At 38.1% G+C, this 14,538-nt stretch carries 9 protein-coding genes and 2 pseudogenes; 8 read left to right on the top strand and 3 right to left on the bottom strand.

Features of this window, described 5'->3' with window-relative positions; genetic code table 11:
• Both J2S08_RS20720 and J2S08_RS20715 read right to left on the bottom strand, forming a co-directional pair.
• Positions 1 to 244 (bottom strand): annotated as a pseudogene (locus tag J2S08_RS20720) (sensor histidine kinase); the annotation flags it as partial.
• Positions 241 to 875, bottom strand: a pseudogene (locus tag J2S08_RS20715) (response regulator transcription factor). The pseudogenes J2S08_RS20720 and J2S08_RS20715, both read right to left, overlap by 4 nt.
• Positions 876 to 1,449: 574 nt before the next feature.
• On the opposite strand from J2S08_RS20715, the gene J2S08_RS20710 reads away from it, so the two are divergent.
• The 4 genes from J2S08_RS20710 (at position 1,450) to J2S08_RS20695 (ending at position 6,117) form a co-directional block, all read left to right on the top strand.
• The gene (locus tag J2S08_RS20710) at positions 1,450 to 2,748 is read left to right on the top strand and encodes an IS110 family RNA-guided transposase (protein ID WP_307232964.1); all 1,299 of its coding nucleotides are present in this window, start codon (positions 1,450 to 1,452) and stop codon (positions 2,746 to 2,748) included.
• A gap of 123 nt (positions 2,749 to 2,871) precedes the next feature.
• A complete protein-coding gene (locus J2S08_RS20705; protein WP_307232962.1) occupies positions 2,872 to 3,072 on the top strand; it encodes a hypothetical protein in 201 nt (66 codons plus the stop codon).
• A gap of 143 nt (positions 3,073 to 3,215) precedes the next feature.
• Positions 3,216 to 4,178, top strand: a complete 963-nt coding sequence (locus J2S08_RS20700) for a helix-turn-helix domain-containing protein (protein ID WP_307232960.1) — start codon at positions 3,216 to 3,218, stop codon at positions 4,176 to 4,178.
• A gap of 568 nt (positions 4,179 to 4,746) precedes the next feature.
• A complete protein-coding gene (locus tag J2S08_RS20695; RefSeq protein ID WP_307232959.1) occupies positions 4,747 to 6,117 on the top strand; it encodes an MATE family efflux transporter in 1,371 nt (456 codons plus the stop codon).
• A 41-nt stretch (positions 6,118 to 6,158) separates the two neighbouring features.
• Here J2S08_RS20695 and J2S08_RS20690 read toward each other — a convergent pair whose 3' ends face one another.
• On the bottom strand, positions 6,159 to 8,447 hold the full coding sequence (locus J2S08_RS20690) for a S9 family peptidase (protein ID WP_370875732.1): 2,289 nt from the start codon (positions 8,445 to 8,447) through the stop codon (positions 6,159 to 6,161).
• Positions 8,448 to 9,108: 661 nt separating this feature from the next.
• Here J2S08_RS20690 and J2S08_RS20685 point away from each other — a divergent pair.
• From J2S08_RS20685 to J2S08_RS20670, 4 genes are all read left to right on the top strand, one after another.
• A complete protein-coding gene (locus J2S08_RS20685; RefSeq protein ID WP_307232965.1) occupies positions 9,109 to 10,209 on the top strand; it encodes a pyridoxal-phosphate dependent enzyme in 1,101 nt (366 codons plus the stop codon).
• A 407-nt stretch (positions 10,210 to 10,616) separates the two neighbouring features.
• The gene (locus tag J2S08_RS20680; RefSeq protein ID WP_307232957.1) at positions 10,617 to 11,264 is read left to right on the top strand and encodes a response regulator transcription factor; all 648 of its coding nucleotides are present in this window, start codon (positions 10,617 to 10,619) and stop codon (positions 11,262 to 11,264) included.
• A 542-nt stretch (positions 11,265 to 11,806) separates the two neighbouring features.
• Positions 11,807 to 12,688 (top strand): hypothetical protein, encoded by an 882-nt coding sequence (locus J2S08_RS20675; RefSeq protein WP_307232954.1) that lies wholly within the window; start codon positions 11,807 to 11,809, stop codon positions 12,686 to 12,688.
• 840 nt (positions 12,689 to 13,528) lie between these two features.
• Positions 13,529 to 14,263, top strand: coding sequence for a hypothetical protein (locus tag J2S08_RS20670; RefSeq protein ID WP_307232951.1), 735 nt, complete (start codon positions 13,529 to 13,531; stop codon positions 14,261 to 14,263).
• Positions 14,264 to 14,538: the final 275 nt, after the last annotated feature.

The raw sequence follows: 14,538 nt of genomic DNA, 5'->3' as shown, positions 1-14,538 counted from the left end.
GTAAGCGGGTCAGACGTTTACGAAGTCTCAAGAAGAAAAGCCAAGATATTACAACAAATGCGACAATAATAAAACCAAACAAAAGTATTATAACGAAAAATGGATTTAACGTATTCAGATCTTCTTCATTGATATCCGAAACAGAAATGAACGAAACGAAGAAAATAAGCATCATTGGAGGAAAAAAGATAAATAGAAAATGTCCTTTTAGAAAACGACGAAATAATGATCTAGTCTGTTTCATAGTTTCACCCGATAGCCTATTCCCTTCAACGTTTCAATAATCTCTGGGGAATCTGGATTACGTTCCAATTTTTGACGCAGTCGACGGATATGCACCATTAATGTTTTATCACCAGTTAAATAAGTTTCTTCCCAAATTGCTTCATAAATTTGTTCTTTTGGTAAAACTTGATTAGGGTGGCGTAAGAAATACATTAAAATTTGATGTTGTTTTCCTGTCAATATAATTTCTTCTCCTGTTCGTTTGTCAAATACCATTTGGGCTTCTGGATCTACTTCAATATGATTTCCTAATGAAATACGTTCGGAATGTGTTCCACCACTTTGACGGATTAATACTTCTAATCTTGCAACTAATTCATCCATATGGAATGGTTTCGTTAAATAGTCATCAGCAAATTGTAAACCATCTACCTTATCATCTATCGATGTTCGAGCAGATAACAGCAAAATAGGAACAGCAGGAGCTGCCTTTTTTAATCGTTTTCCCACAGTAAACCGTCTAAACCGGGTAACATGATATCCAAAATAACTATTTCATGCTGATTTACTTCTTTTTCGGCTCCTTCACCAGAAAGCAGCCACTGAACTGAAAATCCTCGCTGTTCCAATTCTTCTTTTACCAGAATAATGTGTTACAAAACTAAGCCACAGCGAAGGTGCTTGCCATTGACTGACATGCCCGATTCTTGGCAGGCGATGGAAAGGGGTCGGGGCCCCGCCGGCGAATGCTTAGAATCGGTTTGTCCGGGTTACCATTAGCTGCGGGTGAGCCTCCAGGCTTTTCTTTCGGCTAACCCGCATGAATCCCACTACCCGGACAAAAAACAAAGTCAATGGTGTCGGATAAACTGCCCAGCTTAAAATATGGCTTACTGCCAATATGTTCCTATGTTTTTTCAAATTTTCTGCTTGGGTATTGCGTGATGTCCTTAGATAATAGAATTGGAATGGATCCAATTGGGAATATGCTGTTTCCTCCTGTAGATCAACTACGGTTTAAGACTGTGACCCAGACAATTGTTGTACTGCAAACGCACAAGCTGTATCGATGCCCCGCTAAACCAAAGTTAGTAGACTTTGGGCAGCTTTTAGCCGAGGTATCCGGGAATACTCATACGCGAGGTTGTAGCCAGACAATTGTTTCTAGGGATATCCCGCAGTATCCAAGCTTATTCCAAAAATTAATGAAAGGAGGTCCTTTCCGTGAAATTATTCGTAGGTATTGATGTTAGCTCTAAAAAACTGGATGTATGCTTCCTAGACAGTGAAGACACACGTCTCAAGGAAGAGACTCTTTCCAATGATATAAACGGCGCTTCTAAGATAAAAGAAAGCATTCTAGCCTATAACCGACAGTTCCATTACGAGAAAATTGTCATCGGAATGGAATCCACATCCGTCTTCAGTTTCCACCCGGCTACTCTGATGGGTGATGATAAAGATTTACAACGGATCGGTGCGGAAGTGGTCGTTCAAAACCCTAAGGCCATTTATCGATTCAAGGGCTTATTTGAAGAGGACAAGACTGATCGTATCGATGCCTTCCGCATTGCCGATTTCCTTCGGTTCGGACGTTACAATAAAACCGTCATCAAGGAAGAAAAATATATGGCCCTTCAACGGTTGACCCGTTCACGTTATCAAGTGATCCAGCAACTGACGGAGTGTAAGCAACACTTTCTTGAGAATCTTTATTACAAGTGCAATACACTTTCCAATGAAGTGGACACCTCTGTTTTCGGTTCCACGATGATGGAATTATTTGCGGACTCCTTTTCACTGGATGACATCGCCCAAATGGAACTACAGGAATTAGCCCTTTTCCTCCAAAAGAAAGGCAAAGGCCGATTCAGTGATCCCGAAAAATTGGCAAAGACCATCCAAAAGGCAATCCGCGATTCCTACCGTCTTGGCAAGGTCATGCAAGACTCTGTCGATATTGTACTGGCCACTTATGCCAAGCTGATCCAAACCTTGAAGAAGCAGGTCAAGGAGTTGGAAAAAGGGATTGAAGCCCTCTTTGACATCCTTCCGGAAGCACAATGCTTGAAAAGCGTGCCTGGTATTGGTCCTGTCTATGCGGCGGGCATCATCGCTGAAATCGGACAAATTGAGCGCTTTGAAACCCAAGCGCAGTTGGCAAAGTACGCCGGCCTCTACTGGAAGAAATCCCAGTCAGGTGACTTTGAATCGGAACGAACACCCAGGGTAAGGACAGGCAATCATTATCTTCGTTACTACTTAGTTGAAGCTGCCAACTCTGTTCAACGAAACGAGCCTGTTTACCGTGAGTTTTACCTGAAGAAATATAAAGAAGTTCCGAAATACCAGCATAAAAGAGCCCTCGTCATGACTGCGAGAAAACTTGTGCGTCTGGTGGATGTGCTACTACGCAACCACCAACTCTACACGCCAAAGAGGAGCGTACAGCCCAAAAGCAAAATTGCTTTTGAATCCTTTCAGCAAACCCGAACGAGCGTTCCTGTAATTGGGCGGGTTTAGTTCAGTGTGCCTTTTTTTAGCTAAAAAACCCATTGATAGCTAATTCTTTTTTCACTTTTTCATTGACTTATCACCACAAGTCTCGGAATCAGAAGCGCTAGGTGGGGGATAACTGAAAGTCAAATGTCCAATTGGTTCGGGCCGACAGGACAAGGAAAGCTTCTTGAATCAACATCGCACGAAGAAAAAGCGGTTTTCTTTTTCGAGGACGCCCGCGATCTTAGCCTTTGTTCTACTCCTTATCAGTGGGGGATGAGAGAAACCCCCACTGATGGAAGTTTCACTTTATCCGATTTCTTGCATGAACAACAAAAGAAAGTGTAAACGGCCTCCGATTCCACATCACTTCAATCAATTTCAAGCAAGCCCCTCGTTTTTTATCAATTGATAACTATTCTCAATTATACTATAATGTTGATCATAAAGAAGTGCATGAGAAAAGTACGAAAAAAATGAAAAGGAGGTACATGACAATTAACAACAGCAGTCAAGACAAATATGCATTTTATGGAAAAAATATTAAGTCATTTCAAAAAGATGAAAACTGTATGGTATTTATCATGAAGGATGCTACTGGTAAAGGGATTATGACGAGTTACGACGTTTTTCCTGGCATTAAACTGATGTATAATGACTTTCACATGCAAGGCTGTTTTTCAGAGTTCCGACTAAATGTACAGATGCTTGCAATTGATCATTGTCGTGAAGGCCGGATTGAATTTCTAAATGGTTCTTATATGTATTTAAATGAAGGTGATTTGCAAATTAGTACGAAAAGCAATCATGTACATGCGTTTGGATTTCCACTGCATTATTATCAAGGCATTACGATTGGTATTCATTTGGATGAAGCAATCGAAGCTTTAGCTTCTACATTTGAAGAATTTTCAATTGATCTGCAAGCGCTCCGTGAAAAATTTAATTATGACAATCATTCATTTATGATACGAACAACCGAATCCATTCAGCATATTTTCTCAGAGCTGTATTCCGTTCCTGAAAAGATTCGAATTCATTATTATCGAATCAAAATTTTAGAGTTGCTACTATTTTTAAGTGCTGTGGACGTTTCTAAAAATCGAGAAAGTCGACCGTATTTTCCTAAAAAGCAAGTGGATGCGGTGAAAAAAATAATGGATTATATTCGTGGTCACATGGATCAGCATATTACGTTAATCGAATTATCGAATCGATTCGATATTCCATTAACTGCAATGAAAAATTGCTTTAAGGCGATTTACGGACAGTCCATCTATGCGTATTTGCGCACGTATCGAATAGAAAAGGCAGCCTATTTATTGCGAAAAACAGACGATACAATAACAACCATTGCCGGAAGAGTAGGCTATAGCAATCCGAGTAAGTTTGCGGCAGCATTTAAAGAAATTAAAGGAATGCCGCCAACTAAATATCAAAAAAATTTTGTCTAAATGGAGTATGCACAGACAGATTGGAGCGGTCAAACCGCTCTTTTTTTGTGATAATGAATTCGACTTGTATTGCTCGGTGTGCTTTTTTTATGAAAATAATGAGTTCAAGGTAATGATGCGTAACGAAGAAAAGACTCAATACCATGAGAAAATAAAATAATTTTTGGAGCAAATTGTATGTTTTTGGAGAGGTTAAATGATTGGTTCTAACTAGAATAGAAGATAGTTCAATTTCATTAGCCTCTCTTTTCACTTGCATGCTGTCAGCTTAAAAAAAATTCGCCTTTTTAATGAAATCCTTCAATAAGCAATATAGCGAGTATATACAATCAAGCAATCACGTAAATAGTGTCATCGTGGAATATGTTGAAGGCATTGAAGTCATTAAGGCCTTCAATCAATCATCTTCCACCTATGAAAAGTTTGAAGCGGCCATCCAATCATTTAAAAACTATACGCTGAATTGGTTTCGCAGCACTTGGAAACTAATGAATTTTGCTAACGCTGGAAAGCGGAGGGCTGGATTATTTAAGAATAAGAGACTACGTATTTAGGAGAAATGATGAAAATGGATATAAATGAAAATGATCGCCCAAAAAATATCATTCTTTCAGATAATTTATGGAAAGTGATGATTCAACTATCATGGCCAGCCGTTCTCGCAATGGTACTCTATGGTCTTAATTCCGTGTTTGATGCGATTTTTATTGGAATTTTTGTTGGTGAGACGGCATTAGCCGGGGTATCTTTAGCCTATCCTTTATCGCAAATTACGCTTGGTATTGGTTCTTTACTTGGCGTAGGAGCAGGCTCTGCACTTAGTATCGCTTTAGGTGCGAAAGATGTAAACACACAAAAAAGGTTGTTAGGAAATATGAATGTCCTTACAATCCTTTTAACGATTTTATACACCGTTTTAACCTATTTATTTGCAGCTCCTTTAGTAAAAGTAATGGGGGGAGCAGGGGAAACGTTAAGTATTGGAACAACGTATTTCCAAATAACCGTTTTGGGATCGATCTTTTGGATATATGGCCTGGCTGGAAATATGGTTGTTCGAGCAGAAGGAAAAATGAAAACTGCTGCGGTTATGATGGCTGCCGGTCTCGTTGTCAATATCATCGCAAATACGGTATTTATCGTCATGATGGATATGGGCGTAGCAGGAGCAGCATGGGGAACGAATATTGGGATGCTCGTTTATTCTCTTGTTGGACTCATATATTTCAAAAAAGGCAAGTCATCCTTTGAAGCGCAGCCTTTAAAGATATATCGTGATAAAAAAATATTAAAAGACATCTTTTCAATGGGAATGCCTTCATTCATTATGACTGTAATGAACTTAGTGCAAGCAATTGTCGTATTTAATGCGTTATCTCGCTACGGAACGACGTATGATGTAGCGCTTTACGGAGTCATTTATAGAGTGTTTACATTTCTTTTATCTCCTATTTTCGGGCTAATGCGTGCATTGCAGCCCGTAATAGGCATTAATTATGGAGCGCAAAAGATTACGCGTGTTATTCGCAGTTTCAAGTTATTTGTTGTCGGAGGAACGGTGCTCATGCTGCCATTCTGGCTTCTTATTATGTTGAATCCGGAACTTGTTTTAGGTTTAATGATTGCAGACAACGTTTTTGACGCTGAAAGTTTATTTTATTTCAGGACGTACTTAGCGCTGCTCCCAATTTTGCCTGTAATCTTTATGGCAATGACGTTTTTCCCGGCGATTAATAATGGAAAGCCGGCAGCAGTATTGGGGATTTCCCGTCAATTCATTTTTTTCGTTCCCGTTATGCTTATTCTTCCGAAGTTTTTTGGAATTCAGTGGGTTTATTATGGTACGTTTCTAATCGATGTAGTTATTACGATTTGGGTTGTGTTGCTTGTACGGAAAGAATTTAGATTATTAAGGATGAAGAATACGGTTGATGTATGAATAGAAACACTGACTCCTGGTGTTGGAGTCAGTGTTCATTTTTACTTTAGATGATCATCCAAAAACTTTATCATCGCATTATAAAATTCAATTTGATTTTCTTCGTTGTGGAAGCCATGCCCTTCATTATCTTTAAGCATGTATTCCACATCAACACCTCTTGCCCGTAGTGCCTCGACAATTTGGTCAGATTCAGCTTTGTTGACACGAGGATCGTTTGCACCTTGAGCGACAAATAAAGGTGTTTTAATTTTATCGACATGGAAGACAGGAGAGATTTGTTCAAGAAGCTCTTTGTCTTCTATAGGATGACCTATTCGTTTGTAAAAATCATTTCGAGTCGTTTCCCAGTAAGGAGGGATTGTTTCTAATAATGTAAAAATGTTAGAAACGCCAACGTAGTCAATAGCGGCTGCATATAAATCAGGTGTAAAAGTAATGCCAGCTAACGTTGCATAGCCGCCAAATGATGCCCCGTAGATGCCAATTCGATCAGGATCTGCTATACCTTGGTCAATTGCCCACTGTACACCATCTGTAATGTCATCTTGGATTTTTAATCCCCACTGTTTATTACCCGCATCTACAAACTCTTTTCCGTAGCCGGTTGAGGATCTAAAATTTACTTGCAGAACAGCGTATCCTCGATTTGCAAGAAGTTGCACTTCTGGATTGAAGCCCCATATATCTCGGTCCCAAGGACCTCCATGTGGATTTACAATTAAAGGTAAGTTTTCTGGGTTTTTATTTTTTGGCAACGTTAAATAACCATGTATCGTTAATCCATCTCTACTTTTATAGGAGATCGGCTGCATGTCTGCTAAATGCTCCTTGTTCAGCCAAGAACCTAATTCGGCTAATTTCGTTAGTTCATCCGATGTTGAATCGTAATAATAATAGGTTCCATATACTTTATCACTTGATATGGAAACAATGAATTTTGTCCTTTCTTTGTTGTAGTCAATAATTGTAAGTTCGCTTTCACTAACTTGTAACTTTTCTGTTAAACTATTAAAAAAGTTTTCGAAATCTTCGTCAAAAAATGCATAGTGCAGCTTATCTGTAAAAAATATACTATATAGTAATTTATCCTGATCTGTGTCGTATGCTGCCCCTACCACATCCACTTGTAGGTTAGAATAAAGAACCTCTTCGTTCGCTTGTAAATCGAACTTTACTAACTCAGCTTTATCACGATCTTTATTAGACACTGCATAAATAGATTGATTGTCTTTGGAGAAAGCGATCGGTCTAATAATGTCACCATCTTTTGTATCGACAAAAGGTCTAAATTCTTCTTCTTCCGAATCACGATACAACACAGTACTATTGATGCCATCGGATTCTATCGCAATTCTAATTTTTCCGTCGTTATCTGGAATCCAACTCACAATATTTCCGGGATTTTTAGCTACATGAGTTATTTCGCCCGTTTTTATATTTAATTTATAGACATCAAAAACAGTCGGATCTTCTTTGTTCATCTCAATGAGAATTTCATCTTTAACACCTTGTAAACCACTAACAATGTTGACGAGTACGTCTGGATAAGGCGTTAAATCTCTCTCTTCTTGTCCGTTAAAACTGGAAGAATAAATATGGAAGTTTTCATCGCCGCCATTATCTTTTAGATATAAGATTTGATCGTCCTTCCAAAAGAAACCATCAATATCACGATCCTTGGAACTAGTTACCCGAACCGGTTCACTATCGTCTCCCATTTTCTTTACGAAAATATTGCTACGATTTTCCCATGCGGAGGAATAGGAAAGGTAATTTCCATCCGATGAAAGTTGATAATTAGAATCTCCAGGGTTCTTCATAAAATCTTCTACTGAAATCTCTGGAACGCCTGTATCATCAATATGTTTAGCTGCAACCTTTTTATATTGTTCAATAAGATTTTCCATACCGCTAGCAGTTACAGTTTCGCCCACCTGAGTATCAGCTTTGAAAAGATCGTGATTCTTCGCCGATTGTAAATAATCTGCTACACTTTTTTCATCTTTCTCAACACCAAGTGCTCTAATGAAAATCCGCGCGACTTCACCGCTAGTAATGGACTCTTTGCGGTTTTCCAATTCGCCATCATGCACCCACTGTTTTACAATTTCTGCTCTCATTTCTTCTGAAGCATGTTGAAAAGTTAATTCCGTTAATGCGTGTTCAATAAAATCTTGTGCAGAAACACCAGTTTCATTGTTTGCTAATTCAGCAACAATTTTTTTATTTTCAAAAGTCGAATCATTTGATTCATTTGCTAAAGCACTTAATGGAAAAGATGCTAATAGCATTGCTGTTGCTGTTGTCAATAAAAACTTTTTACTCACTTTTACTCCTCCTTTTTGGTGTACTAACTAAATAGTACACTAATACAGCATAAATAGTCAATTATTTCTAAGTGAGGAAAAATTATTTTGACTCGTAATAAAGTTTGAAATATTTCAGTGAAACAACCTGCTCTAGGTTAGTCGGGTACAAGTACCATGTGAATTGGTTTTGAAGCCGCTTAATCGTTAAGTAGTTTATCTATTCAGTTCCGTTAAATGTCTGAAAGTGTATCATTTTTCCAAAAAATGAATTGGTGGTATATTAAATGTATGAGATAGAAAAATGTTGATGACAACCACTTGAATATTTTTTCATCGTAAATGATAGTTTTAATTTAAGAAAGTTAGCTCATAAGGGTATATTCATCAATAAAAAATTAAATATCGATTTTTTGAATTTTATTGTAGAAGGTAAGTTTTTCTAAAAAAAAGTTTGAGGACCAAATAAAAAAGTGATCTTTGTTGATCCTAATGTTAACCTGTTAGGTTAAAGGATGAGTAGAGAGATAGAAACACTATTACTAGAGATACAGTTGGATTAAACAAATCATCTTTATTTCGGATTTTTTGTAAAAACATTAAATGAAGGAAGAATAAGGGTGGAAATAAAGATCATATGTTGATTGAACATTAGACACATGCAAGATTATTTAATTTGGAGGTGGACTCTATCATAAAATTAAATAAGAATATGATAGCGTATAAATGTATAAAGTGTGAATCATTTTACAAATTAGAAGATATGTTTGAAGGTTGTTTGAAATGTAAATTGAATGGAGAACCTGCTAGTGTTAAACCAGTATATCAAGATAAATTCAGTGGCGAAAATTGGTTGCCATTTGAGAAATCAATTCAATTAGGAGAAGGGAACACCCCTATTATTAATAATATAATAGATAATATTCCCCTGTTAATAAAAAATGAATCACTTAATCCAACTGGATCCCATAAAGATCGAATGAGTTCATATTCCGTTTCAATGGCTGTTGCTAAGGGATATAAAGGGATTGTCATAGCTTCAAGTGGTAATGCAGGTCTTTCTTTAGCTTCTTATGCAAGTTATGCCCAGATACCTTGTACAGTTATATCCACAATTAAAATGAATAGAAGCTTAGCGAAAATGATTGAAAGTACAGGAGCCAAACTCATTTTAACAAATTCTTCTTTCGAAAGATGGAATATAACTGAGGATTACGTTAAAGACGGTTTTTATCCAGCTACAAACTTTTTAAATCCCCCAGTAGGTAGTCAACCAATAGGAGTACAAGCTTTTAAGAACATTGCGAGAGAATGTTACAATCAATTAAATAAAAAATTGCCAAGTAGTATTGTAGTCCCTACTTCTAGAGGCGACTTAATTTGGGGAATATATGAAGGGTTTAAAGAATTAAAACAAAATAACTTTATTGATAGATTGCCAAAAATGTATGCTGTTGAGCCGTTTAAGCGTATTACTAAGGTACTTGAAGGAGAGGCATATACGAAAACTTTCGATGGTATTACCAACCTTGTTTCAATAGACGGTCAGACTGTTACCTTTCAAGCTATGCAGGCAGTTAGTGAAAGTAAAGGAGGGGCAATTGTTGTCTCTGACAAAGAGGCTCTAATAGCCCAGGAATTAGCAAGTCATAGAGGAGTTCATCTAGAGCTGTCTTCGGCAGCAGCGATTGCAGGTGCTCAAAAAATTTATGACACACAATCGACTGAAGAGCAAGGTACTATAATGGCCATCACTACTTCCTCTATGTTCACCCCTATTTAAATGCTTGTTATAAAATTACATATTAGTCCTCTTTTTAAGGGAGTGATAAGTTATAGTCTACTTGACCTTAAGACTTCTGCCCAGTTAATGTAGTCTATCTAAAGTATCAAAAGATACCTTACTAAATGTTGCGTTTGAATAAATCTTCGTATTTTAAATGATATCGTTGAATGTCCAGCTGAGCCTCATATGGAAATCATAAAAACGTCTATAATGGACTCTTTCCCTTTTAGTAACCACATTTAGTCATCACAATAAACGAAATGTACCATCTCACCTCCTACTATGCTTGCATTACAGCATCATAGGTATATTGAAAACATTCAATTAACTACACAGAAATGCTAGCGTGGTTTTTTACAACTTGATTACATCGTCATGCTATGTTAATAAAGAGGTGATTCTAAGTGGCAGCAATCTTAATTGTTGAGGATGAAATTCCAATCAATGAGTTGATAAAAAGAAATCTACAATCAGCGGGACATACGTGTATTTCTGTTTTTGATGGAAAGGCTGCAATTCAAGAATTGAAACGACACGAAGTAGATCTTGTATTGCTGGACATCATGCTTCCGGAACTTGACGGTTATGAAGTTTATCAGCAAATTAAAGGAACGCCAACCATTTTTCTAACTGCGCGAAGCAGCTTATCGGATAAGGTAAAAGGTTTGACCCTCGGCGCAGATGATTATTTAGTCAAACCTTTTGAGATGCTGGAATTGCTGGCACGAGTAGATGCGGTATTAAGACGAACCAAGAAGGAAACCAAGAATTTTGAGCTGGATGGAGTAAAAATCGACTTTGAGAGCAGACAAGTATTTCTAAATGATTGTCTAGTTGAATGTACCCCAAAAGAATTCGATTTGCTAGAGGTGTTGGTAAACAATCGCAATATCGCACTTTCTAGGGATAAGTTGCTTGAGCTTGCTTGGGGATATGACTATGCAGGCGATACAAGGACGGTGGATGTACATATTCAAAAGCTAAGGAAGAAGTTAGATATGGAAAGAAGAATTAAAACAGTCTATAAATTAGGATATCGTTTAGAGGTGTAGAGGTAAAATCACGAACCTTTTTCTCACGTTCATTGCTGTTCCTCTCATACTTCGAGAAAAGAGACGCCTCGTTTCGATAGAAAGGTTCGAAGTTAAGGAATAGATCAACTTAGTGGGTGCTCCTGTCTGCAACATATGATACATACACGGTCGTTTATGATGATAATGTAGTCAACATCATCTCCTTAGGCATAAAATAACCATTTAATTGGTAACTACTAGTGATGAGATGCTGCGGATTGTCGGCATCTTGTTTATACTAATTGTGCATAAAAGCCACCTCTACAAATAAAAAAACGATTTTATGCAGGATAATTAGAAAGTATGACTTCTGAAATGCCTCGCAAATAACAGCCCCTTTTAGAAGAGGGAGGGGGCTGGATTACGCCTTTCAATTGACTTTTCGTGTAAGCTATCCTGACGAAGGAACGAAAACAAAAATTTTTTACAACTCTATTATAACTTGATGATCATTCTGTAATCAGGCCATTCTATACTGGATATTGCAAATACAAAACAAAGTCGGGGAGGATAGATGCAAATTGAAAAGAAACGGTTTTAAAAAAGCCCTGTTGGCGGGCTTATTGTTAATTGGTTCTGGTACTTTACTGTCTCAGGGACTTATACACGCGGCGCCTGCGGCGGAAGCAATCAAAAAAGCAACTCCAACCACGACAAGCAATGTAGATCATACAACCCATTTATCCAAAGCGTCACAAAACAGCTTGCCGGAAGGCTACAAAAAAGCAAATTATACAGTGGAAACAATCAATCTTGAATACTTTCATAACCAGAAACCAACTAGTAAAGACATGGCTAAAGCAGATGCTGCGGAAATTGGTGCTCAAGCCCTTTGGGAGATATTTAACCTGAGCTTGGAAGGACAAGTGATAGAAATGGGCTTCCAACAGCCAACAGAAAGTCTTCCTCGTTCATCTTGGTATGCTGATGTATTGATTAACGGTGAGAGAAGTTATTATTTCGAAGTCGACTCTGATACAGGAGAGTTATTTGGTATTGGCCGCGACAGGACACTGGATAAAAAGGTTTCATTAGGCTTTGATTCGGAGCTTCATAAAAATCCACAGGAATATGTTGAACTGGCAAAGAAGCTGGCGGCAAAATATAACGTTGTTCACAGCCCGATCAAAGCGGTTGAATACAGCAATCAAGGCTACAGTAACAACGATCCGAGTATTACCATGGATATCACGGGTGAAAATGGGGAAATTGCTATAATGACTTTCTCTCGATATGACAAGGCGTTGCTCGGAATTGGTTATCATACGCCAATTAAGTACGGACTGGCATACAATGAAAAGCTCGATAAAAAGCTGCAAGAAAAGGTCAAAGAGCTTGAAAAGTCGGCTCCCCCTGCTAATAAAAACGAAGCACCTTCTCTAAAGGCTATCGATTTGGATTAAGATATTATTTTGAATAATGAATACACTTTTCTCCCCCCAAAGCCGCCACAATGTTGGCAGCTTTTCAATCAAGATGACAATCAAGATCACCTCCTCAGTCATTCCGTTATATTGTTGCTCATTTAGAATGTTGCTATATTCACCCCAGGCAATTTTAATTTTTTGCAACAATCTAATGAACAATGTAAATAAAGGTGTGCAGACATTATCATAGTGACCATGAAGAACGATTTTATCCCACATCTAACTGGCAGTAAGACCCCCACCTCGGGGAGTTAGAGTAATCGAGAAGTCTAGGTGGGGGATAACTGAAAGTCAAATGTCCGATTGGTTCGGGCCGACAGGATAAGGAAAGCTTCTTGAATCAACATCGCACGAAGAAAAAGTGCTTTTCTTTTTCGAGGATGTCGGTCACAAAGGCGTTGCAACAGGACAAGGAAGGCTTCAGCAGCGATACATCGCACGAAGAAAAGCGGTTTCCTTTTCGAGGACGTTGCGATCTTAGCCTTTGTACTATTGCTTATCAGTGGGGGATGAGAGAAAACCCCCACTGATGGATGTTTTACTTTATCATGATTATTGGAAAGGAATAATCTCCAAGTACTCCAGACATTATACATTCCCTTTTTCGAAATCACGCAAAGAAGAAGAAATGATGGGTTAGCCTTGTTATTCACTAGCGATAAGGTTCGGAATTAAAATTTATGGGTATCCCAATGAAAGAACGACAGCAAGAATAAATTTTACAACTCTATCATAACTTGATGATCATTCTATAAAAAGCTCGTTCTATGCTAGCTATTGTAAACATAAACAAACTCTAGGGAGGATAGATTCAATATGAAAACAAACAAATTGAAAAGAAGCGGCTTTAAAAAAGCTGCACTAGCGGGTTTAGTGATGATTGGTTCTGGTGCATTATTGTCCCCGGAATTTACACATGCAGCGTCGGCGGAGGCAATCAAACAAACAACTCCGATCACGACAAGTTATGCCAATCATACAACTAATTCATTTAAAGTTGCACAAACAGACAACTTGTCTGACTACAAAAAAGCAAATTATACGGTGAAACAAGGTGATTCACAAAAACCTACTAGCAGTGATATAACAAAAGAAGCTGCCGCCGAAATCGGTGCAAAGGCTCTTTGGGAGTTATTTGAACAGAACTTAGAGGGTCAGGTGGTTCGAATAAGCTATAACCAACCACTCGCTCCAATTTTTGATCGTTCACACTGGAGAGGTAGTGTTCAAATCAGCGATAAGCTTTTTTATCATTTCGCAGTGGATGCCGTAACAGGAGAAATAGAGTCCATAGGTCGTTTTAGACTTGATAAAAAACCGAAGGCCTCTTTTGATGAAATTGTAAAGAACCCGCAGGAATATGAGGAAGCAGCAAAAAAACTGGCAGAAAAATATAACGTTGTCAATAGTCCAGTCAAGTCAGTCGAATTAGGTGGGGGTTCTGGAGAAGACTTATCATTTTCCATCACGGGTGAAAATGGGGAGAAGGCTTTTATGTCTATTTCTTCGATAGATAAAGCACTGCTCTCTATCACTTTCGTAAGAGATTAAAGTGATAATGTCAAAGAATTTATCCCACATCTAACTACTCTAGAGGTGAGTGATGAGAAGTGAGAAGTGGGAAAGGAATTCCTTTATCTTCTCTTCCTTCTATTTTAGTAAATGTCCGATTGTTTCGGGCTGACAGGACAAGGAAAGCTTCGGCAGCAATACATCGCACGAAGAAAAGCGGTTTTCCTTTTCGAGGGCACCAGCGATCTTAGCCTTTGTTCTACTTTTTATCAGTGGAGGATGAAAGAAAACCCCACTAATGGAAGTTTCACTTT

It is taken from the genome of Bacillus chungangensis, assembly GCF_030812995.1.
Lineage (GTDB): Bacteria > Bacillota > Bacilli > Bacillales > Bacillaceae_C > Bacillus_CF > Bacillus_CF chungangensis.
Note: the sequence above shows the minus strand (reverse complement) of the source record. Positions and strands in the feature narration are given on the sequence as shown.